Below are 20921 nucleotides of genomic sequence, written 5' to 3'. Positions count from 1 at the left end.
ACCCTGGCCTCCAGGAATCTGCTGCCTTGCCTAAGCGCTGTCAAGGATTCCATCTTTGAGTTTGCTCAATAGTCCACCCCGCGCCGCAGATCGGCTCCTTGCTCGGCATAGTGCTTGTGGCTTACCATTTCCGAATGGACGGAGGCCAGCTCAAAATAGGGCAAGGGGGCATGGCAGCGCCCTGTGATGATGATCTCTGTGTCCCGCGGCTTGCGCAGCAAAGCCTCAACAATCGGCTCCACGTCCAATAGCTCCAGATCCACCGTGGGGTTGAGCTCATCCAGAATGATGGTTTTGTAAAGCCCAGAGGCAATGGCCGCCCGTGCCAGCTCCCAGCCCCGCTCTGCCTCTACATAATCGATTTCCTGCTGCTTGCCCCGCCAGACAATGGCATCGCGGCCGCAGCGCTGGTGATCCACTAGGTCAGGGTAGCTCTCCCGCAAGGCCCGAATGGCCGCATCTTCCGTGTAGCCCGTCCCCCCTTTGAGCCACTGCATGATTAGGACGCGGTGGGAGAGATCCTTGCTAATGCCACGCCCAATCGCCTGCAGGGCCCGCCCTAGGGCGCTGGTGGATTTGCCTTTGCCGTTGCCGGTGTAAATCTCAATGCCGCTGAGGGGGGGCTGACCGTTCTGGGGATCCGTCGCCCGACGGACGCTGCGCATTTCTGAGTGCAGATCGGCCAGGTCGATAATTTCTTTGGGTGCCCCCCGCCCAGTGATGATCACCTCTATCTCCTCCGGCTTTTGCTTGAGGGTGCTGACAACCTCCTCCACCGGCAGAAGGCCCAGATCCAGCACCGGGTTTAGCTCGTCCAGCACCACCACCGAGTAAAATCCTGAGGCCAGTGCTCCCTTGGCCACATCCCAGCCGCGGCGGGCCTCCTGGCGGTCAAACTTGGTGATCTCGTCGGGGCCGAAGAACTCGCCCCGCCCCGTGCGCAGCTGATCAATGAGGTGGGGGAAGCCCCGCTGGAGAGCGGCAATTGCTGCATCCTCTGCGTAGGTGCGACCCGGTCCCTTAAGAAACCGCACCAGCAACACTCGGCTGGGGGCCGAGTTTTCAATGCCCAGGCCAATTGAACGCAGCACAACCCCCAGCGCCGCCTGCGACTTGCCTTTGCCCTCGCCGTCGTAAACGTGGATCTGGCCTCGCCGGCGGTCAAATTGTCGCGCCGTTACAATGCCGATTTCTGCCCTGCCGCTCCGCATTCTTCTGTTGCCTAGAACGCTCGCTTCCCTACCCCCATCTTAGCTAGAGGAAGCGGGGAAGCCCAGAAGAGGCCAGAACTGGTAAACCCCGGGATAAGATGAGCAATGGTTATCCAGTCCAGTGCTCGTCTAGCGAGGGATCCCGCTTGTACCCGAGTGCGTTTTCTTCTCGCCCCTTGCCCCCTGCAGTGGAGAGCCCCATTGAGTTGGTGGGACGCACACCGCTTATTCGCCTGCGACGGGTTACTGCTGATCTGCCGCCAGCGGTACGAGTTTATGGCAAAGCAGAGTGGTACAACCCCGGGGGCTCGGTCAAGGATCGCCCGGCCCTGAACATGATTCGGGCTGGCGAACGCGAGGGCAAGCTGAGGCCTGGCAAGATCATTCTGGATGCCACCAGCGGCAACACGGGCATCGCCTATGCCTGGATAGGGGCAGCTTTGGGGTACAAGGTGAAGCTGGCCCTACCGGCCAACGCCAGCCCAGAGCGCAAGAAGATCCTCGCTGCCTACGGCGTGGACTTAGTGCTCACGGATCCAGCCCTTGGCTCCGATGGGGCCATCGAGAAAGCTCGTGCTCTCTATGCCGAAAACCCCGATCTCTACTTCTATCCCGACCAGTACAGCAACCCCGCCAACTGGCAGGCCCACTACGAGACCACAGGGGTGGAGATCTGGGAGCAAACCCAGGGACAGGTCACCCACTTTGTAACCGGGCTAGGCACCAGCGGCACCTGCATGGGGGTAGGGCGGCGCCTGCGGGAGTACCGCTCTGATATCCAGATCATTGCCATGCAGCCCGACTCCCCCTTCCACGGCCTTGAAGGCCTCAAGCACATGGCGACTGCTCTCAAGCCAGAGATTTATGATCCCAGCTTGCCGGACCGGCACCTCGAGGTTTCCACTGAAGCTGCCCAGAAGATGGTAAAGCGCCTAGCCTTGGAGGAGGGGCTACTAGTGGGCATCTCTTCTGGTGCCAATGTGGTGGCTGCCCTTGAGGTGGCGCGCCAACTTTCAAGTGGGGTTGTGGTCACCATTTTCTGCGATGGGGCCGACAAGTACCTCTCAGAGCGGTTTTGGACGGAGGATTAGTGCCTTGCTGTCCAGTTGCCGGCCCCTTAACACCCCAGCCTTTCTGCTGCTAGGATAGTGGGAGTCAAGCTAGCGCGGATGTGGCGGAATTGGTATACGCGCACGTTTGAGGGGCGTGTGGCTTTGCCATGCGAGTTCGAGTCTCGCCATCCGCAGTAGATCCTCGCCTCTAACTGCTCCTTCCCCTTGAGAGGGAAAACAGGCAGTGGAGCTATCTTGGCTTTTTGCGCTACTCGTGGATGGCGTCCTGCAGGCGGGCGCCCTAGGTGCGGGCAAAGCGCAGGTCAGCTCCAGCCAGATTGGCATTGCGCAGATCGGCCCCGCGCAAGTCGGCGCCGTAGAGGGAGGCGAAGGAGAGATTGGCCCCCCGCAAATCTGCACCCCGCAAGTCCGCTCCCTCCAGGTGGGCACCGCTGAGGTTGGCGCCAGGCAACTGGGCTCGCCGCAAGTTGGCTCCCACTAGATAAGCACCGCTAAGATTAGCGCCTGTCAGGATGGTGCGCTCTAGATTGGCCTCGATGAGGTCGGCGCCCTGGAGGTTGGCTTCCGCCAGATCCAGGTGGCTCAGCTCAAGGGATCCTAGGCGGCAGTTAGGGCACGCTTTGGAGGCCAGTAGGTAGCGTAGGAAGCAGGCGTTAGGAGGTGTGGCAGCGGCAGCGGAAGCGACAGCAGCCGTGGTCAGCAGCGCCAAAGCGGCGGAAGCTTTGAGATGGAGATTCATGGTAACCAAGCCTCATCTCGAGGACGGAGCGGGGTTGTCCTGCGTTGGTCCCATGATAGTGGTATCTGCTGGCTTCGGCCACTCTCTCAAATGGGGGAAAGCGATCCACAGCCAGCGGTTGATTGCCCCAGTCCCAGCAAAACTGAATTCCAGGGGATTGCCAGCCAAGGAGGAGGGTTCGGCTTGCCTTTCCTCGAGCTGAGCCGGGCGACAGGCAAGCTTTCCCAGGAGGGGAGAGGACAGCAACGCAGGGAGCAACAGCGACAATCGGAGTCAAGGTTGCTGGATACCGAGCCTCCCCTTTGGAGGCAGCGCGTGCAGCTACGGCAGGCGGCGAGGATCTCCCAGTTCCCATGCAGGTCTGGAGCAGCCTGGGGAGAAAAGGGAGAAGCCTCTATGGAACTAGCCCTCTAGGATCAGTCAACATTGAACAGCAACCCTGTGCTGGTCTATGCAGATTCGACTGGAAAACATCTGTAAGCGCTATGGCCGCCGCGAGGTGGTCAAGGATGTCAACTTGAGCCTTGAGCAAGGAGAAATTGTTGGGTTGCTGGGGCCCAATGGAGCGGGGAAAACCACCACCTTTTACATCATGACCGGCTTGATCCAGCCCAACCGAGGCCATGTCTGGCTGGATGACCAAGATATTACCCATCTGCCAATGCATCGCCGCGCCCGCTTGGGGATTGGCTACCTGGCCCAGGAGCCCAGCATCTTCCGCCGCCTCAGCATCCAAGACAACCTGCTGCTGATTATGGAGCAGACGGGGGTGCCCCGCCGCCTCTGGCAGCAGCGCCTCAACCACCTGCTAGAGGAGTTCCGCATTGCCCATGTGGCCCACAGTTTGGGCTTGCAGGTGTCGGGGGGAGAACGGCGCCGCGCCGAAATTGCCCGCGCTCTGGCTGCCGGGATCCACGGGCCAAAATTCCTGCTGCTGGATGAGCCCTTCGCAGGGGTGGATCCCATTGCGGTGGCAGATATCCAGGAGGTGGTGGCCAAGCTCAAGCAGCGGGGCATCGGTGTTTTGATTACTGACCACAACGTGCGGGAGACGCTGGAGATCACCGACCGGGCCTATATTCTCAACGAGGGTGCCATCCTGGCCAAGGGTACACCAGCGGAGCTGGCGGCGGATCCCTTGGTGCGCAAGTATTACCTGGGGGAGAAGTTCCGCCTCTAATGAGCTTCCTCTACTGCCAGGAATACAAAGCCCGCAGGCGTTGGCTTTTCTTGTGCTGGTGGGCCTGCATGCGGGCCAGCAGCTCATCCAGAAGGGCAACCGCCTCCAGGAGATAGGGGCCCTTATTGAGCATGACGCACTCGGCGCGGGCAGACATCACCGCATCGGAAAGCTCAGGCCGGGAGGGCAAGCCCTCTTTGGTGAGCTGATCCAGCACCTGCGTAGCCCACACCACGGGCACATGGGCGGCCTCACAGATCCACAGCAGTTCCTCCTGGATCTCCCCCAAGCGCAGCCAGCCCATCTCCACGGCCAGATCTCCCCGGGCAATCATCACCCCCAGCGGCCTATTAGCAGCCGCCGCGATGAGAGCCGGCAGGTTTTTCACCGCTTGTCGGGTCTCGATTTTCAGGATTAACCCCAAGTCAGGCCGAGCCTGGCGCCGCTCCAGCTCAGAAAACAGCACCTGCAGATCCGCCGGCTGCTGGACAAAGGAATAGCCCACTAGGTCGGCATACTGCACCACAAAGTCCAGGTCTTGGCGGTCTTTCTCGGTCAGGGGCTGGATTGGGAGTTGGCTGTCGGGAAAGTTGAGGCCTTTTTCGGCTCGTAACTTCTTGCCCTGGGGAGCAACTTTGTCCACCTCCAGCACCACGCCCGCTGGCTCGATCCCCACGACGCGGGCGCCAATCTTGCCGTCGTCGATCCAAACAGTTGCTCCCACCTGCAGGTTTGCCAAAACCTCCGGCAGGGTGCAAGCCACCTGGCAGGGGATGTCAGAGTTGACCGGCGGCATGGCTGCCGTGAGCAGGATGCGATCCCCGCAGTACACCTTGGCTTTACCGGGGGGCATGGCCACCGGGCCAGTGCGGATCTTGGGGCCGGCCAGGTCGAACAAAATCTTGCAGCGCCGTTGGGTCTGGGCTTCGGCCCAGCGCAAGTGGGCCACCATTTTCTCCCACCCCGAGGGATCGTCGTGGGCGCAGTTGATTCGCGCTACATCCATGCCCCGTTGCAACAGTTGCAGCAGCAGCTCTGGCTGCTCGGCAGCTTCGCTGGGCAGGGTTACCATGATGCGGGCGCGGCGGTGGGGCGAGGGAGGGCCAAAGAGAACCGCAGTGTGCTGCTCTAGGGCCATGTCTCCAGCGTAAAACTCCTCATAGCTGGGCCCCTTGTGGCTTAGGCCCTGCGTGGCTGCCAAAATAGCAATCACCGCATCCAGGTTTTCCAAAACCCGCGATTCGCATCGCCCCAGCGAGGACAGCCCCACAGCAGCCAGCTCTAATTGCAGGTTGCGCAGATCGTGTTGGCGCAGCGCTAGGTAGCGCGCCAGGTTGCAAATGGCTGGAGGAGGATCCGCAGAACAGCCCCAAGCGGCTAGGTAGGTTTGGGATCCCTCGACCACTTGCCGGCGCAGCTCCAGGAGTCTTTCTAGCAAGCCTTTGAGATTGGGGAGAGCAGGAGCCATGCTCGGAGATTTTGCAGAAATAACCGGCCAGGCCCAAGGCTAATTCTGAGCACACTTTTGCACAATCATAGGTCGATCTAGGGGGCAATCAACCTTTCGTTCCCCAACGTTCCAGTCTAGAGTCGTTAACAGCCTTCGGCTCTCCCGAAGGGCTGGCTGTCCTAGCTACTACTTCCTTGGGCTGCGTGAAACTCTCTTCTCCCCCCACTCCTTATTCGGTTGAGCAGTCCTGCCCCAGGCTCTCCCTCGTCTGTGCGGTAGGTCTGATGGATCGCTACCTCATCTCCGAGATGCTCCTGCCCTTTCTCTTTGGGGTGGGGGCGTTTACCACCCTGGTGATGGCAGTGGGATCCCTGTTTGAGCTGGTGCGTCTGGTGGTGGAGGCGGGGCTGTCCCTTTCGGCAGCGTTGCAAGTGTTTGTGTTGCGGGCACCGGGGATCATCGTCCTGACGTTCCCCATGTCCATGTTGCTGGCAACACTGCTGGCCTATGGGCGCCTGTCTGCTGATAACGAGATCACTGCCCTGCGGGCCTGCGGCGTGAGTCTCTACCGGCTGGTGGTGCCTGCTCTCCTCCTCAGCCTCTTGGTGACGACGTTAACGTTTCTCTTCAACGAGCTGGTGGTGCCGGTGAGCAACCGCCAGGCGGCCCTGACTTTAAACCGTGCTTTGAACCGGGATCCGGACTTTCGCCGCGAGAACATTCTTTACCAAGAGTTTGGCGAGATCCTTACGCCCGAGCCGGACGGCACTTTTTCCCGCCGGCAAGGGCTAACCCGTCAGTTCTATGCCCGCAGCTTCGATGGCCAGCAGATGCGCGGCGTCATTGTCCTCGATTTTTCCAACGAGGCTCTCAGCCAAATTCTCTTGGCGCAACGGGGGCGCTGGGATCCCCAGGAGAACCTCTGGGTGTTTGAAGAGGGCACCACCTACCTCGTTTCGCCCGACGGCACCTACCGCAACATCGCCACCTTTGCTCGGCAGGAGCTGCGTCTGTCGCGGGCGCCGCTGGATCTGGCCCAGGAGGTTCGCAGCCCCGAGGAGATGAACATTCAAGAGCTGCGCCGCTACATCGAAGTCCTCGCCAGCTCGGGGGATCTGCAAAGGGTACGCCGCCTCCAGGTCAACCTTAGCCAAAAGTACGCCATCCCCTTTGCCTGTCTGGCCTTTACCTTAATTGGGGCGCCTCTGGGCCTGCGCCCCCAGCGCACCAGTTCTTCTCTGGGCCTGGGCCTCAGCGTGCTGATTATCTTTGCCTACTACGTGCTGCTGTTTGTCAGCCAGGCGCTGGGGCAGATTGGGACGCTGGGGCCGGAGGTGGCAGCTTGGTTGCCCAACTTCATCTGCTCCGCAGTGGGGCTGGGACTACTTTACCGAGCCAATCGCTAGGCTAGCTAGCGCAGGGGGATGAACTCGGTGCGGCCAATAATTTGTTGGCCTTGGTCGGAGAGGGCGTAGTTGATGAAGTCAGCCACCACGGGGCTGGTTTTTGGCGGCACCACCAAAAATACGTTGCGAGCCAGCGGGTAGCGGCCACTTTGAATGGCCTCGCGAGTGGGCATTTGGCCGTCGATGGGTACTATCCTCACCGTTTGCTGGTTCTGCACCTGATCCACAGTGCTGTAGGTGATGCCATCTTCCCCCAAAGCCCGCAGAAGCGGAGTGGTGACATCTTGGGTGGCGGTGGTGAAGTAGGGCGGGTTGTCGGGGGCAAAGGGCAGCCCCAGCAGCACCAGCTCCTGGAAGACAGTGTAGGTGCCGCTCTGGGGGGCGCGGTTGAGAACGCGAATTGGGCGATCCGGGCCGCCCACCTGACTCCAGTTGGTGATCCGGGCCTGGAAGATATCGGCCAACTGCTGCAGCGTCAGGCCGCCCTTGTAAGGGTTGTTTACCCCCACCGCCACCGCCAGGGCATCTTTGGCCACCGGGATCGCCTGCAAACCCGCCTGCACCTCGCTGGCATTGAGGGGACGAGAGCTGGCAGCAAGCTGGATGCGGCCTTCCATGAGGGCCTTGAGGCCGGCATTAGAGCCATTGGGCTTGCCATCGGGGATCCCGTAGGTAATGGGAATACCAGGGTTGCGCTGGCTGTAGCCCGCCTTCAAGGCCAAGACAAGGCGCACCATGGTGACACTGCCATCCATCTGCAGCACCGCCGGGTTGGGCAGGGAAGTATCCAGGTTAACCGAGCTGGCAGGTGGATTGGGGGCTTGCGCCTGGGGAAGGTTGGGTGCTGTCGGGGCTTGCGGCTGGGCAGCCGGCATCTGGCCGGGGACAGAAGGCACGTTCCCTCGAGTTAGGAAGGAGTCCAATAGGCCGGAGCGATAGGCGTACCAGCCACCACCCCCCAAGAGGGCAATCAAGAGGATGTAGACAATTGGCGGCGGACCGGAAGGCCGCGGGGTCATGGAATTTCTCCTGAAGAACAGGGAGGATCTCCCTCTGTTGTATCAGCTGCTTGCCCCTTTGAGGTGAGCAACAGGTCAAGGAACAAAGTCCCTCACCTCCCGTAACTCAATCACATCGGCGCGGGGATCTGCCTGCACGACTTCCAGTTCAATCCAAGTTGCCGGAGGAACCTGGCGTTCTAGGCGCACCGGCACCCGAAAGGCAATCTCCTCCAGCAGAGCCATGACGAGGTTTTCCTCCTCCCGCAGATAGCCCAAGACCAAGGCCCGCCAAATCTGCCCCGGTCGCTGGCGGAGGTACTCGATGCTCCAGTAGCGCTTGGACTTGCGCTCCACTTGAACCGCTTCTGCAGTGCCCGGCTCAATGGCCAGCAACAACTGCTGCACCTCGGCTTCGGTCAAGGGCAAGGGATCCCCCCGCAAAAAAGCCTTGATCTGGTAGTGGGCCACCAGATCCAGGTAGCGGCGAATGGGGGAAGTTACTTGACAGTAGGCATCGAGACCCAGCCCCGTATGTCGCCCCGGTTGGGTGGCCACCTCTGCCCGCGATAGACAGCGCATGATGGCAAAGGATCTCACCGGCCCCTGGGGATACAGATCCAAAACCTCCGGCGGGGGGAGCTCAGGAGCCGGCTGCAGGCGATAGGGCACCGGGATCCCATTTTGGCAAGCAAAGCGAGCGGCCACCTCGCCGGCCAGCACCATCATCTCCGCCACCATCTGCCGCGCCGGCGTATCCTCGATAACGCGCAGGTGGGGGGTCTCGTCAATGACCTTAATGTCCTGCTCCGGCAGGCCGATCTGGATGGCCCCTTGAGCCATCCGCCAGGCGTAGCGCCACTGGGCTGCCCGCGCAATGGCCGTCAATTGGGCCTCTGCCCCCAACTCCAGCATCTCGTCGGCATCGTCGTAGGTGAGGCGGTAGTTGACCTGGATTTGGCTAAGGCAGATCTCGTAGTTGCGCACGGCACCGTCGCATCCCAGCCAGATGCCGAAGCTGAGGGCAGGCCGCACCTCCCCCTGCACCAAGCTCATTAGGCCGGTGGACAGCTCCGGTGGAAACATCGGGATCACCCGCTCGGGCAAATAGACACTGGTACCCCGCCGGCGGGCCTCCAGATCCAGAGGATCCCCCCACTGCACCCAGCAACTGGGATCGGCAATGTGGATCCAGAGCTTGATCTCCTCCTCCGACCAAAACTCAACACTGAGGGCATCGTCGATATCGCGGGTGCTGGCGTCGTCAATGGTGTAGGTGTGGAGATGGGTGAGATCCCGCCGCAGATGGGGATCCAGGAAGGGAGGAGGGCCACCCAGCAAAGTTTGGGTGTAGCGCTCCACCTCCTTAGGAAACTGGGTGGGGATCCCGGTGAGGCGCAAGGCCAGGTTCTCGTGGCGGCTCCACAGGCCCAAAGCCACCAAAGCCTCAAAAGCCCCCTGCGGCGTGTCGGGGAATCCCAGTAGCCGCAGCAGGTGGGAGGCCCGCTCGCGATCCGAGGGGGTAAGGTTGTGGGAAAGATCCTCATAGTTGCGAATGCTAGCTGCCGCTCCCTGCAGCGCTAGGCGCTCCAGCAGCTCCAGACGGGCTCGTTCCGCTGGGGTCCAAGTGTACTTTTGCCCAGGCTGGGCCACCGCTGCCCTTAGGCGGGCCTCAAACTCGGCCTGCTCCTGCTGCCGCTGCTGGGTAACAGCAATTTGGTGGAGGATTTCCTTCACCTGCGCCGGCGGGCGCGGCTCGTAGCCCTCCCCCTTTGCCTTGAAGTAGATGTAATCCTCGCTCAAGAGGCGGTAGGCAGCATAGGTGGAGACTGGGGAATCGTCAGAAAACAACAGCTGCGCCATCTCCGACAGGCTCAGGGGCCGGCGCTCCTCCTGAACCAATTCCCAAGCCAGAGCCAAGCTTTCGGGATCCAGCTTGGCCTGTACCGCCTGCCAGAAGCTGGGGATATCGGAAACCGTAAAGCTGGAATTGCCGTTGAGGGCAAACGTAATTTGGCGGGGGTGAACGCTATAAACCTGCCCTGAGGGCACCTCCAGGAGGAGATTCTTTTTGCCTTCTGTGCCCTGAACTACCGCCAATAGCCGCTCGTTATTGTGGCGGAACTCTACCAGCGTACCCTTTTCCACCCTCTTTACCCATCATGCTTGCTGCTGTCAACATTCTCTCCCAGCTCCCTCTCCCCTGGCCATGGGAAAAACCCGCCACGCAACTTTGAACAAAGCAGCTCCTCCCAGTTATTGCGGGATCGTTAGAGTGGGCTGCTGTTTGCGTATTGCCTGTGATATAGCTTCTAAGGAAAGCTACCAAGCCAGTGAGGACCAGCAGCAGCAAGGTAGAGCCTTGACCGGAGATTTGCGGTCTCCCCATCCCCGGGAATTTATCTAGCTAGTCCCCTAGGCTTGTTGGCAACGACGAGGTTAGCCGTGAACAGCCCAAAGCGCCTACTAATTGTTGATGATGATCCCAATCTCATCCTCCTGGTGAAGGATTACCTGGAGTTTAGGGGCTACGAGGTGGTGGCAGCCAGCAATGGACGGGAAGCGCTGGAAATAATGCGCCACTGGACTCCGGATCTCATTGTCTGCGATGTGATGATGCCGGAGATGGATGGCTACACCTTTGTCCAGACCATTCGCTCTGATAGCACCACGGATTGGATCCCGGTCATTTTTCTGTCGGCGCGCGGGCAAACGACCGATCGGGTACGCGGGCTCAATACGGGGGCAGACGCCTACCTGGTCAAACCCTTTGAAGCGGAAGAGCTGGTGGCCCAGGTGGAAGCCGTCCTCAAACACACGGAGCGCCTGTTGCAAATGCGAAGTGTCGGCATTCAGCCGGTCATCAAGCTGGATCGGGAAGTTGAGCTGACCCCCACAGAAACCAAGGTGCTCCAGTATGTGGCTAGAGGGATGTCCAACCGCGAGATTGCCGAGGTGATGGGGGTGAGCCAGCGCACCGTCGAAAGCCATGTCAGCAACATGCTGGCCAAAACTGGCCTGCACAACCGCACCGAGCTGGCCCGCTGGGCCATTGAAAGTGGTTTGGGCAGGGGCTGAGGGGCTACCGAGAGGACTTCTCTGCTGTCCGGGGCAACTTTTCTGCCCTTGTCTGTCGTTTTGGCAGCAAACTAATAAAGTGAGGTAACCGGTCAGGGTGCCTCTGTCCACTACGATCTAGACCCCATGGGATCCCGTTTCCCGCGTCCGGCCCGACCCATCCGCTCCGGCCACTATCCGGCCAAAGAGCTGTGCAGCCAGTGCGGCCTCTGCGATACCCGCTATGTCGCCTACGTCAAAGAAGCCTGTGCCTTCTTAAACCAGCAATTTACCCGCCTGGAAGAGCAAACCCACGGGCGATCCCGCGAGTCGCTGCGCTCCGAGTCGACTGCCGTTAGCGACAGCGACTACTTTGGCGTCTACGAGGCAATGTACACGGCCCGCCGGCGGGATCCAATCCCCGGTGCCCAGTGGACGGGCATCGTCAGCAGCATCGGCATGAAGGCCCTCAGCAGCGGCCTAGTAGAAGGGGTGGTGTGCGTGCAGGCGGATCCCCAGGATCGCTTTCAGCCGCGGCCTGTCTTGGCGCGTACTCCGGAGGCGGTCTTGGCGGCGCGGGTTAACAAGCCAACCCTATCCCCCAATCTCTCCGTCCTGGAGGAGGTGGAGCAAAGTGGTCTCAAGCGCCTCTTGGTTATCGGGGTGGGCTGTCAGATCCAGGCTTTGCGGGCGGTGGAGAAAAAGCTGGGCCTAGAGAGGCTCTACGTGCTGGGCACGCCCTGTGTGGACAATGTCAGCCGCGCCGGCCTGCAGAAGTTTTTGGAAACCACCAGCCGCTCCCCGCAAACGGTGGTGCACTACGAGTTCATGCAGGACTTCCACATCCACTTCAAACACGAAGACGGCTCGGTGGAAAAGGTGCCTTTTTTCGGCCTCAAGACCAAAGAACTCAAGGACGTATTTGCCCCCTCTTGCCTTACCTGTTTCGACTACGTCAACGGCCTGGCTGATCTGGTGGTGGGCTACATGGGATCCCCCTTTGGCTGGCAGTGGCTGCTGGTGCGCAACTGGCGCGGGCGGGAGCTCTTGGATCTGGTTTGGGAAGAGCTGGAAACCCAACCGGTGATCTCGCAGGGATCCCGGCGAGCGGCAGTGCAGCAGGGGATCCAAGCCTACGAGCAAGCCCTGAGCTTGCCCATGTGGCTGGCTCGGATCCTGGGGGCAGCAATCCAGCGCTTTGGGCCCCGTGGCCTGGAATATGCCCGCTTTTCCATTGATTCCCACTTTGTCCGCAACTATCTCTACCTGCGCCGCCACTACCCCCACAAGCTGGAGCAGCATGTCCCTCCCTTTGCCCGGCGCATTGTAGAGCAGTACCAACTCCCCTCTCCCTAGCTGGAGGTGAGGTAGCGGATCCCGGCTTCCGCCCAGCGGTCGATGGCCTGGCCCAAGCGCTGGCAATCGGCAATCAGGCTAATTCGCACATAGCCTTCCCCCCCTTCCCCAAAGGCGCTGCCAGGGGTTACGACCACGCCCGTAGATTCCAGCACCCGCAGGGCAAACTCCGTCGATCCCTCAGGAGTGCCATCGGCAGTGCGGGGCGTCGGGATCCAGAGGTACATTGTTGCCCGCGGCGGCTCAATCTGCCAGCCCAGCTCCGCCAGGCGGCCAATGAGATAGTCGCGCCGGCGGCGGTAGCGCTCCTGCACCTGCTGTAGGTAGCTCTCTGGCAGGGCCAAAGCCGTCTCGGCCGCCTTTTGCAGTGCGCCAAAAATGCCGTAGTCGAGGTTGGTTTTCAGGGTGCGCAGGCTCTGGATAATCTGGCGGTTGCCCACCACAAAGCCTACCCGCCAGCCAGCCATGTTGTAGGTCTTGGAGAGGGTGTGGAACTCCACGGCCAAGTCCTTGGCGCCAGGGATCTGCAGCAGGCTGGTGGGCCGATAGCCGTCAAAGGCCAGCTCCGCGTAGCACAGGTCGTGCACCAGAATGAGCTCATAGCGGTGGGCAAAGGCCACCACTTCTTCAAAAAACGAGCGGGGCGCCACCGCCGCCGTTGGGTTGTTGGGGTAGTTGAAGTAAAGTACCCGCGCCTGCTTGGCCACCTCCGGCGGGATCTCCTGCAAGTCAATGAGCCACCCCTTCTCGGGGCGCAGCAGCAGCGGGTAGATCTGCCCGCCGGCAATCATGGGGCCGCGAAAATGGGCCGGGTAGGCGGGGCTGGGCACCAGCACCAGATCCCCCGGATCCACATAGGCCAAGGCCAGGTGGGTCAGGCCCTCTTTGGATCCCAAAAGAGGCAGCACCTCTCCATCGGGATCCAGCTCCACTCCATAGCGGCGCCAGTACCACTCAGCAATTGCCTGGCGGAAGCTGGCCGTGCCCTCAAAGGGAGGGTAGCCGTGGTGGACAGGATCGGCAATGGCCGCCTGGGCCGCCTCCACCACTGGCTGGGGAGTGGGGCCATCGGGGTTGCCCATGCCCAGATCGATCAAATCCAACCCCTGCTGGCGGGCGCGGGCCTTCAGCTCATCCAGACGGGCAAAGACATAGGCAGGCAGCTTGCGTAGGCGTTGGGCGGGGGCAAGGTTCATAAAACCAGTCCAGAGGGGGCTGACTTGGGGTTAACTGCACAGCTTATCGCCAGAGCTGCTCCCAAGGCAATGCAGAGCAGAGCCAGCCTTGGGCAGCAAGAAAACCAACGGCTAGGATGGAGATCTAGCTTTGGCCTTTTGGCGATTGGAGTCGTGCCCCTACCTGTAGTTGCCGTTGTGGGTCGCCCCAACGTGGGCAAATCCAGTCTCGTCAACCGCCTGGCAGGGACGCGGGCGGCCATTATCCACGACGAGCCCGGCATAACGCGGGATCGCCTCTACCAAGAGGTGGAGTGGAATGGGCGCCGCCTGCGGGTGGTGGACACAGGCGGGCTGGTTTTTGGCGACGACAGTGAGTTTCTGCCCCACATCCGCCAGCAGGCCATGCTGGCAATGGCCGAGGCCCATGCCGTCATCTTCGTGGTGGATGGCCGCGAGGGGCTAACTCCTGCTGACAAAGAATTGGCCGATTGGCTGCGCAAACAACCCCTGCCGGTGGTGGTGGCTGTCAACAAGTGCGAGTCAGGGCAACTGGGCCTGGCCCAGGCGGCAGCTTTTTGGGAGCTGGGGCTGGGGGAACCGATCCCCTGTTCCGCCATCCACGGCAACGGAGTGGCAGAGGTACTGGAGGCGGTGCTGCCTCATCTGCCGGAAGGAGAGGAAGCTGCCGGTGAAGCAGAGCCCATTGCTGTAGCCATTGTCGGCCGGCCCAATGTGGGTAAGTCCAGCCTGCTCAACCGCCTGGTGGGATCCGAGCGGGCCATTGTCAGCCCCATTGCTGGCACCACCCGCGATGCCATCGACACTCTGGTGGAGTGGGAGGGGCAGAGCTATCGTCTCATCGACACCGCCGGGATCCGCAGGAAAAGCCGGGTGGAATACGGGGTGGAGTTTTTCAGCATCAACCGCGCCTTCAAAGCCATCCGGCGCTCGGATGTGGTGCTGCTGGTCATTGACGCCCTGGAGGGGGTAACCGAGCAGGATCAGCGGCTAGCTGGCCGCATTGAGGAAGAAGGCCGCGCCTGCATCATCGTTGTCAACAAGTGGGACGCGGTGGAAAATACTTACACCATTAACGAGTACACCCGCGAGATCCGCGAGCGGCTGTACTTTATCGACTGGGCACCCCTGTTGTTTGTCAGCGCCCTCACGGGGCAGCGCACCCACAAGATCTTTGCCGAGGTCAACACGGCGGTAGCCGCCCATCGCAAACGCATCCCCACCTCTGTGGTTAACGAGGTGCTGCAGGATGCCCTTGCCTGGCAGTCGCCCCCCGCCAACCGCCAGGGCAGGCAGGGTAGGATCTACTACGGCACTCAAATAGGGGAGCGGCCCCCTACTTTCCTCCTCTTTGTCAACGATCCCGATCTCTTCAAAGAAAACTACCGCCGCTACCTGGAAAAGCACTTCCGGCAAAACTTGGACTTCACCGGCACTCCCCTCCGCTTTATCTGGCGCGGCAAGTCCGAGCGGCGGGTGGGCCAGGAAGTGCGCAAGCTAGAGGGATCCCTGGCCTCCCCCTAGGACTCCACAGCGGCAAGACAACAGCTTTTTTCTGTTAAGCAAACCGCAAACAAGGCTTATGGCTGTGGATGCCAACGTCAAAACTCTAGTGGAAAACCGCCGCGCCCGCTTTGAGTACGAGATCTTGGAGACCTACGAAGCCGGGCTCCAGCTAACCGGCACAGAGGTGAAATCCATCCGAGCCGGCAAAGCCAATCTCCAGGACGCCTTTGCGCTCTTTCGCGATGGCGAGGCCTGGCTGCACAACCTGCATATTGCCCCCCACGGAACTACCAGCAAGGAATTCAACCACGATCCCACCCGCCGCCGCAAGCTGCTATTGCACCGCCGTGAGATCGACCGCCTGCGGGGCTTGGTGGAGCAGAAGGGCCTGACTGTGGTTCCCCTGCGGCTGGTGCTTAACCGCGGCTGGATCAAGGCCGAGCTGGGCGTGGCCCGCGGCAAAAAGCTCCACGACAAGCGGCGAGCCATTAAGGAACGGGAGACGCGGCGGGAAATCCAGCGGGAGCTCAAGGGGCGCTAAGGCCCGCCAACTCCCGGTAGCTCCAAGGGGGTAACCTGCGCTCTCCAATGGCACTGGCGCCCTTGCTGCAGCTTCAGGGAGAGGCTCGGAAGCAAGATCCAACTCGGTCGGCCTCCCAGGGGGAGGTAGGGTCCGCTGCCTAGGGAGTTCTAGGCACCCGGGAGAGGGAAGAAGCGCTCGGTGGCTTGCACCCGCTCACACCAGGCGCGGATGTTGGGGAAGGGTTTGAGGTCGAAGCCACCCTGCTCGGCCACATGGGTGTAGGTAAAAAGGGCCAGATCTGCAATCGTGTAGCGGTTGCCTACAAAGAACGCTTTCCCCTGCAGATGGCCTTCCATGATCTCCAAAGCCTCCGTGCCAAGTTTCCGGTTCTGGGCAATCAGCTCGGCGTTGGCCTCGGCTTGTCCAGTCCGCACTAGGAAGCGAGTGGTGGCAATGTAGCGGGCAATGCGGGTCTGTTCAAAAAGGAGCCATTTCAAGATCTCAGCCCGCTCCAGCCGCGTTTGGCCGTAGAGAGGGGTGTCTTCTGCTAGGTAAACCAAGATTGCCGCCGACTCGGCCAAGACCGTGCCATCTTCCAGCTCCAAGGCCGGGATCTGGCCCAAGGGGTTCTTGGCCAGGTACTCGGGGCGGCGATTTTCTCCAGTTCTGGAATTGACCTCAACCGTCTCGTAAGGGATCCCCAACTGCCTGAGGAGCAGCTCCACTTTGTAGCAATTGCCGGAGGTGGGGATCCCGTACAGTCGCAGCATGGTCGTCAGCCTCAGCCTATAACTTTACCATCACTATCATCGCCTGCGGGACCCTCTTGCACCCCTAGGACTCCAGCCGATAGCCGAAGTTGCGCAGCAGGTGCTCGGAGCGCCGCCAGTGGGGCTGGACCTTGACAAAGAGCTCCAGGTATACCTTGCCGGCAATGAGCTTTTGAATCTGGAGGCGGGCGGCCTGGCCAATCTGCTTGAGCCTTTCTCCTCCCTTGCCGATGAGGATCCCTTTTTGCGAGTCCCGCTCCACGTAGAGGGTGGCTAGGATACGGGTAACGGTGGGGGTTTCTTCCACCTGGTCAATGGTCACGGCTACCGAGTGGGGCACCTCCTCGCGGGTGTGCAGCAGCACCTGTTCCCGGATAAGCTCCGCCATGATGAATCGCTCTGGTTGATCGGTTACCAGGTTGGGCGGATAGTAATAGGGCCCGGGGGGCAGCAGGTCAACGGTGGCCTGGATGAGGGGTGCCAAACTGCTGGGATCCAACGCCGACACCCAGACGACGGGGGCGTCGGGCCGCAGGGCTTGGTAGCTCTCCTGGTGAGCCTGGCGCCTGGCCGCGTCTTTGGGCAGGAGATCGGCTTTGTTGCAGACAAGGATGCAGGGGGTAGCAGCAGGGATCCGCTCGGCGATAAAAGCATCTCCCCGCCCTGCCGGCACCGAGCCATCCACCACAAAGAGGACGACATCCACGCTCCCAATGGCAGCCTGGGCGTTGTGCACCAAGATCTCCCCCAGGCGGTGGTGGGGCTTGTGGATGCCGGGAGTATCCACCCAGATGATCTGGGCTTGGGGCAAGGTAAGGATCCCGCGCAGGCGGTTGCGGGTGGTCTGGGCCACGGGGGAGGTGATGGCAATCTTCTGGCCCACCAGGGCGTTCATGAGGGTGGACTTGCCCACATTGGGCCGTCCAATGAGCGCTGCAAACCCTGACTTAAACCCTGCTGGGGCAGTTGGGAGGGCAGAGGGCTCCAGCTCCCTCGTTCGAGCTGGCTCCAGCGCTTCTGGGATCCCCTGCCCTGCGAGATCCGGAAGCGGAGAATAGCTGGCCTGCTCTTCCTGCTGTTCTGCTGCCATTATTGCGAACCCTATTTCTGGTAGGTGGGCAAGAAGTGCGCCTGGTCATTGTCCAAACCTAGCAAAGCCTCGGGGAGGGGTAGGGAAAGAGATCCCAGACTGGCCAGGGTCGTGCCGGGGTAGTAGAAAGCGAGGATCTGGGCCGCATTCAACCCCTGCCGGGCCAGGGTGTAGGCGCCGTACTGACTCAGCCCCACCCCATGGCCAAAACCGCCGCCGATAAAGCGGTAGCCCGTCAGCTGCTGGCCCTGGTTGAGGGGCTCGATGCGGAATAGGGTGCTGTAGAGGCGGGGAAAGGCCAGGCGCACCTGATCCTTGCGCAAAACCAGCGAGTAAGGCCCTTGGGGCGTCTGCAAGTCCACCCGCAGCGCCTGCACCCGACCACTGACCGAGCGCTCCAGAACCTGTAGCCTCTGGATGGTGGTCCATTCAGGCAGGGGGATCCCCAGGTAGTCTTGGTTAGCCCGCAGTTGGGCGTTTAGCTCAGCCAGGGATTGGGAGAACTCCCAGCGGAAAAGGGGGGATACCCCTGCTTCATTGAAACCCTCCCGCCGCCTCAGAAAGGCCTGCAAGTTGTCTTCTTGCCGCAAGTCAAAGACCAGCTCCGCCTGGGGGGCAATGTCGGCGCGAGGGCGCAAGTAAGGGCGGGGCTCACCGTCCCACACCTCTTCAAAGCCCGCGGAGATGCCGCCATTGGCAGAGGAATAGACGGCATCCACCAGCTCGCCATTGTAGGTAAGTACCAAACCGGTGGTCTGGCGAATGGCCTCGTCAGCCCGCGGGTGGGTTCCCGTCAGCCCCTTGTAAACCTGGCAGTGGGTGTTGGCACAGAGGTGGTAGTCGTCAATCTGAAAGCGGTGCAGGTTCTTGAGGGCGTAGGTGCGCGCCAAGATGGCCTGGGCGGCCATGGCAGCAAAGGGAGCCCCCGGCCCTACCTCATGGGGCACCACCCCCCGCAAATAGGTTTCCAAGGGCACGGCGTTGACCACGGTGTAGCTGCCGTAGGCGTTAGGCTGAATGGTAATCGAGCCAGCATAGTAGCGGTCGTTCACCTGCAGATAGCCGGCATCCGAGGTTACCCGAAGCCGGGTGCGGTGGTAGCGAAAGTAACCATGCACCCAGCTCAGCTGGGGCTGCTGGCGCCGCTGTTGCACCTCCAGCCGCACCTGGGGGATCTCTTTTGCTTGCGCATATTGTTGAATCTGGAGCAGTTGTTGGGGAGTGTAGGCGCGGCTGGCCCACACCTGCCATTCCTGGGGCTGAGCAATCTCAGTGCGGATCCCTAGAGCCTGCCAATAGTTGGCGCTGGCCTCGGCGCTCTCAAAACTTTTGTGACTGCTGAGGATAAGGCGGTAAACGGTTTCTGGATGGGCTAAGGCGCGGTTGACGATCCCAACGGTTACTCGCGGGGTGCGCTGCGTTTGTGTGCTGCCGTCGGCCTGGGGAAATTCCAGCGTCAGCAGCGACCCAGTTGGTGCCGCCAACTCCACCTGATCCTTCTCAGAACGACCAAAGTGCTGCAGGATGCCCACCCGTAAAATCGGGTTCTGCGGGGTAACCACCGTCGCCCAAGTCTTTCCAGGAGGGGCGCCGGCAGCGCGAAACGCCAAAGCCGCAAGCAGCACACCCAAGCCAGAAATGAGCGTACTCTGCAAGGGGGGCCGAGGCTGGGTGGGGGGAGGTTGGTAACTGGGCATGGACGCTTTATGCTGATAACGCACCCCGTTGATTCTACCTGCATCTCTTTGGGCTAGTATGGATGCTTTTTTCCCCTCTACCCCCCCTCCTCTGCGCAAGGGAGCCGGCTGGCGACTGGGCTGGGATCCGGCGCGATCCCCGTTTGTGGCCCTGGTGGGGGGAGAAACGTGGGCGCTGGAGCTAACTCAAGAAGAGTGGCAAGCTTTTGGGCAGGGGGTGTACTGCCTGCGGCAGGATATGGAAGCCATAGCCTCCCAACTGATGGCAGAAGAGAGCATCACTCTGGAGCGAACTTTCCCCTGGCTAACTTTGATTGCCAGTGGCAGCCCCACTGCCTGGGATCTTTACCTACAGTTGCATCAGGGCCGGCGCGGCGAAGGCTTCTGGCCAGCAGAGGCTGTCCCAGGGCTGTGTCGTGCTCTTGCCCAGTTGCGGGAGCAAGGCAAAGTTTAGATCCAGTAATGGCCCAGGGAATTCGTTAGGATGGTTGCAGTGGGGCAGCGCCAGAACCCTCATGTCGACAGCTTCAGAGCTCAAGCCGGCTCAGCCTCGCGACTGCCGAGATTGCCCTCCAGATGGCCAGCCAATTACCATTGCCCTAGCCAAGGGAGCTTTGCTAGCCGATGCTATCCGCTGTTTGCAGCAGGTAGGGATCGACTTCAGCCGCTTTCTGGATCCGGCCAATCGCCTCTTGCGCATTGAATCCCCCACCCAATTCAAGGGACAGCGCTACGCGGCGCTGCTGGTGCGCAACCAGGACGTGCCAGTGTACGTGGAGTACGGCCAGGCCCAACTGGGGATTGTCGGCTACGATGTCCTGCGGGAGCGCTACGCCGGCAGGAAAGCGGAGGTAGCCCACCTGTTGGATTTAAAGTTTGGCTACTGCCGCATGGCGGTGGCTCTTCCCCAAGACAGCCCCTACACCTCAGCGGCCCAGTTGCCTCCCTATGCCCGGGTAGCTTCCAAGTTTGTCCGCTGCGCCCGCGAGTATTTCGACCGCCTGGACTTGCCGGTGGAGCTCATCTCCCTCTCTGGCTCGGTGGAGCTGGCTCCCCTTGTTGGCATGGCTGATGCCATCGTGGACTTAGTAGCCACCGGACGTACCCTGCGGGAAAATGGCCTGGTGGAACGGGACTGTCTCTTCGAGAGCACAGCCCGCCTGATTGCCCATCCCACCAGCTACCGGGTTAACCAGCAGCCCATTGGCGAGTTGGTGGCTCAGATCCGGGAGCGCTGGCTGGGCTCTGTACTAGCAGTTGGCTAGCTGTGAACTACCCCATAGGCAGGTACCTGACGACAAGGCTTTTGTCTCTTCCTCTGCCCTAGTGGATACCGGGCTCCTGTCCCCAGAGCAGACGGGGTATTGACCCTCCCCCGACACTAAAGCTGGCGAGCGACTCTTTTCCGCCCCGCACTTCGGACAGCCCTGGGAAGGCTTGAGGGTTGGCGGGGAAGACAGACCGCCCTTCTGCTCCCTTCTGGAGGTCAGCATCGGGTTGAGGGTTGCAAACCCTACCGACAGAACTCCGTCCCCCTGACCCGAGCAGGCAAGTCAACGGGAGGAAGGAGGAAAGAGCCCCTGTACTCGTAGGGTCAGGGCTGGGAGGATGTCAGGATTGCGTACAATGGGGGCATTGGTTTAATTGCCCCAGCAGATTCAAAACAGGT

The 20921-nt window shown here is 61.1% G+C and carries 18 protein-coding genes and 1 tRNA gene; 10 read left to right on the top strand and 9 right to left on the bottom strand.

Translation table 11 applies throughout. The features are described from left to right. Positions 1-65 precede the first annotated feature (65 nt). The gene (locus NW830_RS01615) at positions 66-1211 is read right to left on the bottom strand and encodes a cob(I)yrinic acid a,c-diamide adenosyltransferase (RefSeq protein ID WP_414359540.1); all 1146 of its coding nucleotides are present in this window, start codon (positions 1209-1211) and stop codon (positions 66-68) included. A gap of 146 nt (positions 1212-1357) precedes the next feature. Between NW830_RS01615 and NW830_RS01610 the strand changes: the two genes are divergently transcribed. Then, positions 1358-2302 carry a PLP-dependent cysteine synthase family protein gene (locus NW830_RS01610; RefSeq protein WP_414359541.1) on the top strand — a complete coding sequence of 315 codons (945 nt, stop codon included), beginning with the start codon at positions 1358-1360 and terminating at the stop codon, positions 2300-2302. Between the two features lie 74 nt (positions 2303-2376). After that, positions 2377-2457 (top strand) — tRNA-Leu (locus NW830_RS01605). A 107-nt stretch (positions 2458-2564) separates the two neighbouring features. On the opposite strand, the gene NW830_RS01600 is transcribed toward NW830_RS01605, so the two are convergent. Continuing rightward, positions 2565-3023: a pentapeptide repeat-containing protein gene (locus tag NW830_RS01600; RefSeq protein WP_414359542.1), complete on the bottom strand. Its 459-nt coding sequence runs from the start codon at positions 3021-3023 to the stop codon at positions 2565-2567. A gap of 451 nt (positions 3024-3474) precedes the next feature. Here NW830_RS01600 and lptB point away from each other — a divergent pair, with 451 nt between their 5' ends. Next, positions 3475-4203, top strand: coding sequence for an LPS export ABC transporter ATP-binding protein (lptB, locus tag NW830_RS01595; RefSeq protein WP_414359543.1), 729 nt, complete (start codon positions 3475-3477; stop codon positions 4201-4203). Between the two features lie 10 nt (positions 4204-4213). On the opposite strand, the gene NW830_RS01590 is transcribed toward lptB, so the two are convergent. Beyond that, on the bottom strand, positions 4214-5671 hold the full coding sequence (locus NW830_RS01590; protein ID WP_414359544.1) for a pyruvate kinase: 1458 nt from the start codon (positions 5669-5671) through the stop codon (positions 4214-4216). Between the two features lie 266 nt (positions 5672-5937). Here NW830_RS01590 and NW830_RS01585 point away from each other — a divergent pair, with 266 nt between their 5' ends. Further along, positions 5938-7059: an LptF/LptG family permease gene (locus NW830_RS01585; RefSeq protein WP_414359546.1), complete on the top strand. Its 1122-nt coding sequence runs from the start codon at positions 5938-5940 to the stop codon at positions 7057-7059. A gap of 5 nt (positions 7060-7064) precedes the next feature. On the opposite strand, the gene NW830_RS01580 is transcribed toward NW830_RS01585, so the two are convergent. Then, positions 7065-8078 carry a phosphate ABC transporter substrate-binding protein gene (locus NW830_RS01580; RefSeq protein WP_414359548.1) on the bottom strand — a complete coding sequence of 338 codons (1014 nt, stop codon included), beginning with the start codon at positions 8076-8078 and terminating at the stop codon, positions 7065-7067. A 75-nt stretch (positions 8079-8153) separates the two neighbouring features. Continuing rightward, positions 8154-10205, bottom strand: a complete 2052-nt coding sequence (locus NW830_RS01575) for a ribonuclease catalytic domain-containing protein (protein WP_414359550.1) — start codon at positions 10203-10205, stop codon at positions 8154-8156. Positions 10206-10502: 297 nt separating this feature from the next. Here NW830_RS01575 and NW830_RS01570 point away from each other — a divergent pair, with 297 nt between their 5' ends. Together NW830_RS01570 and NW830_RS01565 are read left to right on the top strand one after the other, a co-directional pair. Beyond that, positions 10503-11135, top strand: coding sequence for a response regulator transcription factor (locus NW830_RS01570; protein WP_414359552.1), 633 nt, complete (start codon positions 10503-10505; stop codon positions 11133-11135). Positions 11136-11261: 126 nt separating this feature from the next. Next, entirely contained in the window at positions 11262-12470 is a 1209-nt protein-coding gene (locus NW830_RS01565) for a Coenzyme F420 hydrogenase/dehydrogenase, beta subunit C-terminal domain (RefSeq protein WP_414359553.1), read from the top strand. Here the strand turns inward: NW830_RS01565 and NW830_RS01560 are convergent. Further along, positions 12467-13666, bottom strand: a complete 1200-nt coding sequence (locus NW830_RS01560; protein WP_414359554.1) for an aspartate aminotransferase — start codon at positions 13664-13666, stop codon at positions 12467-12469. The genes NW830_RS01565 and NW830_RS01560 overlap by 4 nt on opposite strands. 153 nt (positions 13667-13819) lie before the next feature. Between NW830_RS01560 and der the strand changes: the two genes are divergently transcribed. Then, positions 13820-15190 carry a ribosome biogenesis GTPase Der gene (der, locus tag NW830_RS01555; RefSeq protein WP_414359556.1) on the top strand — a complete coding sequence of 457 codons (1371 nt, stop codon included), beginning with the start codon at positions 13820-13822 and terminating at the stop codon, positions 15188-15190. 58 nt (positions 15191-15248) lie between these two features. Then, on the top strand, positions 15249-15713 hold the full coding sequence (smpB, locus tag NW830_RS01550; RefSeq protein WP_414359558.1) for an SsrA-binding protein SmpB: 465 nt from the start codon (positions 15249-15251) through the stop codon (positions 15711-15713). A 149-nt stretch (positions 15714-15862) separates the two neighbouring features. On the opposite strand, the gene NW830_RS01545 is transcribed toward smpB, so the two are convergent. From NW830_RS01545 to NW830_RS01535, 3 genes are all read right to left on the bottom strand, one after another. After that, positions 15863-16465 carry a glutathione S-transferase family protein gene (locus NW830_RS01545; RefSeq protein ID WP_414359559.1) on the bottom strand — a complete coding sequence of 201 codons (603 nt, stop codon included), beginning with the start codon at positions 16463-16465 and terminating at the stop codon, positions 15863-15865. Positions 16466-16529: 64 nt separating this feature from the next. Then, complete coding sequence (gene era / locus NW830_RS01540) at positions 16530-17555, bottom strand: GTPase Era (RefSeq protein WP_414359561.1); 1026 nt, start codon at positions 17553-17555, stop codon at positions 16530-16532. Between the two features lie 11 nt (positions 17556-17566). Further along, positions 17567-19252 carry a SpoIID/LytB domain-containing protein gene (locus tag NW830_RS01535; protein WP_414359563.1) on the bottom strand — a complete coding sequence of 562 codons (1686 nt, stop codon included), beginning with the start codon at positions 19250-19252 and terminating at the stop codon, positions 17567-17569. A 58-nt stretch (positions 19253-19310) separates the two neighbouring features. On the opposite strand from NW830_RS01535, the gene NW830_RS01530 reads away from it, so the two are divergent. Further along, the gene (locus NW830_RS01530) at positions 19311-19706 is read left to right on the top strand and encodes a DUF1818 family protein (RefSeq protein WP_414359564.1); all 396 of its coding nucleotides are present in this window, start codon (positions 19311-19313) and stop codon (positions 19704-19706) included. 61 nt (positions 19707-19767) lie between these two features. Further along, a complete protein-coding gene (hisG, locus tag NW830_RS01525; protein WP_414359566.1) occupies positions 19768-20517 on the top strand; it encodes an ATP phosphoribosyltransferase in 750 nt (249 codons plus the stop codon). The last annotated feature ends 404 nt before the right edge of the window (positions 20518-20921 follow it).

Source organism: Synechococcus sp. OH30, assembly GCF_047462175.1.
GTDB lineage: Bacteria > Cyanobacteriota > Cyanobacteriia > Thermostichales > Thermostichaceae > Thermostichus.
Note: the sequence above shows the minus strand (reverse complement) of the source record. Positions and strands in the feature narration are given on the sequence as shown.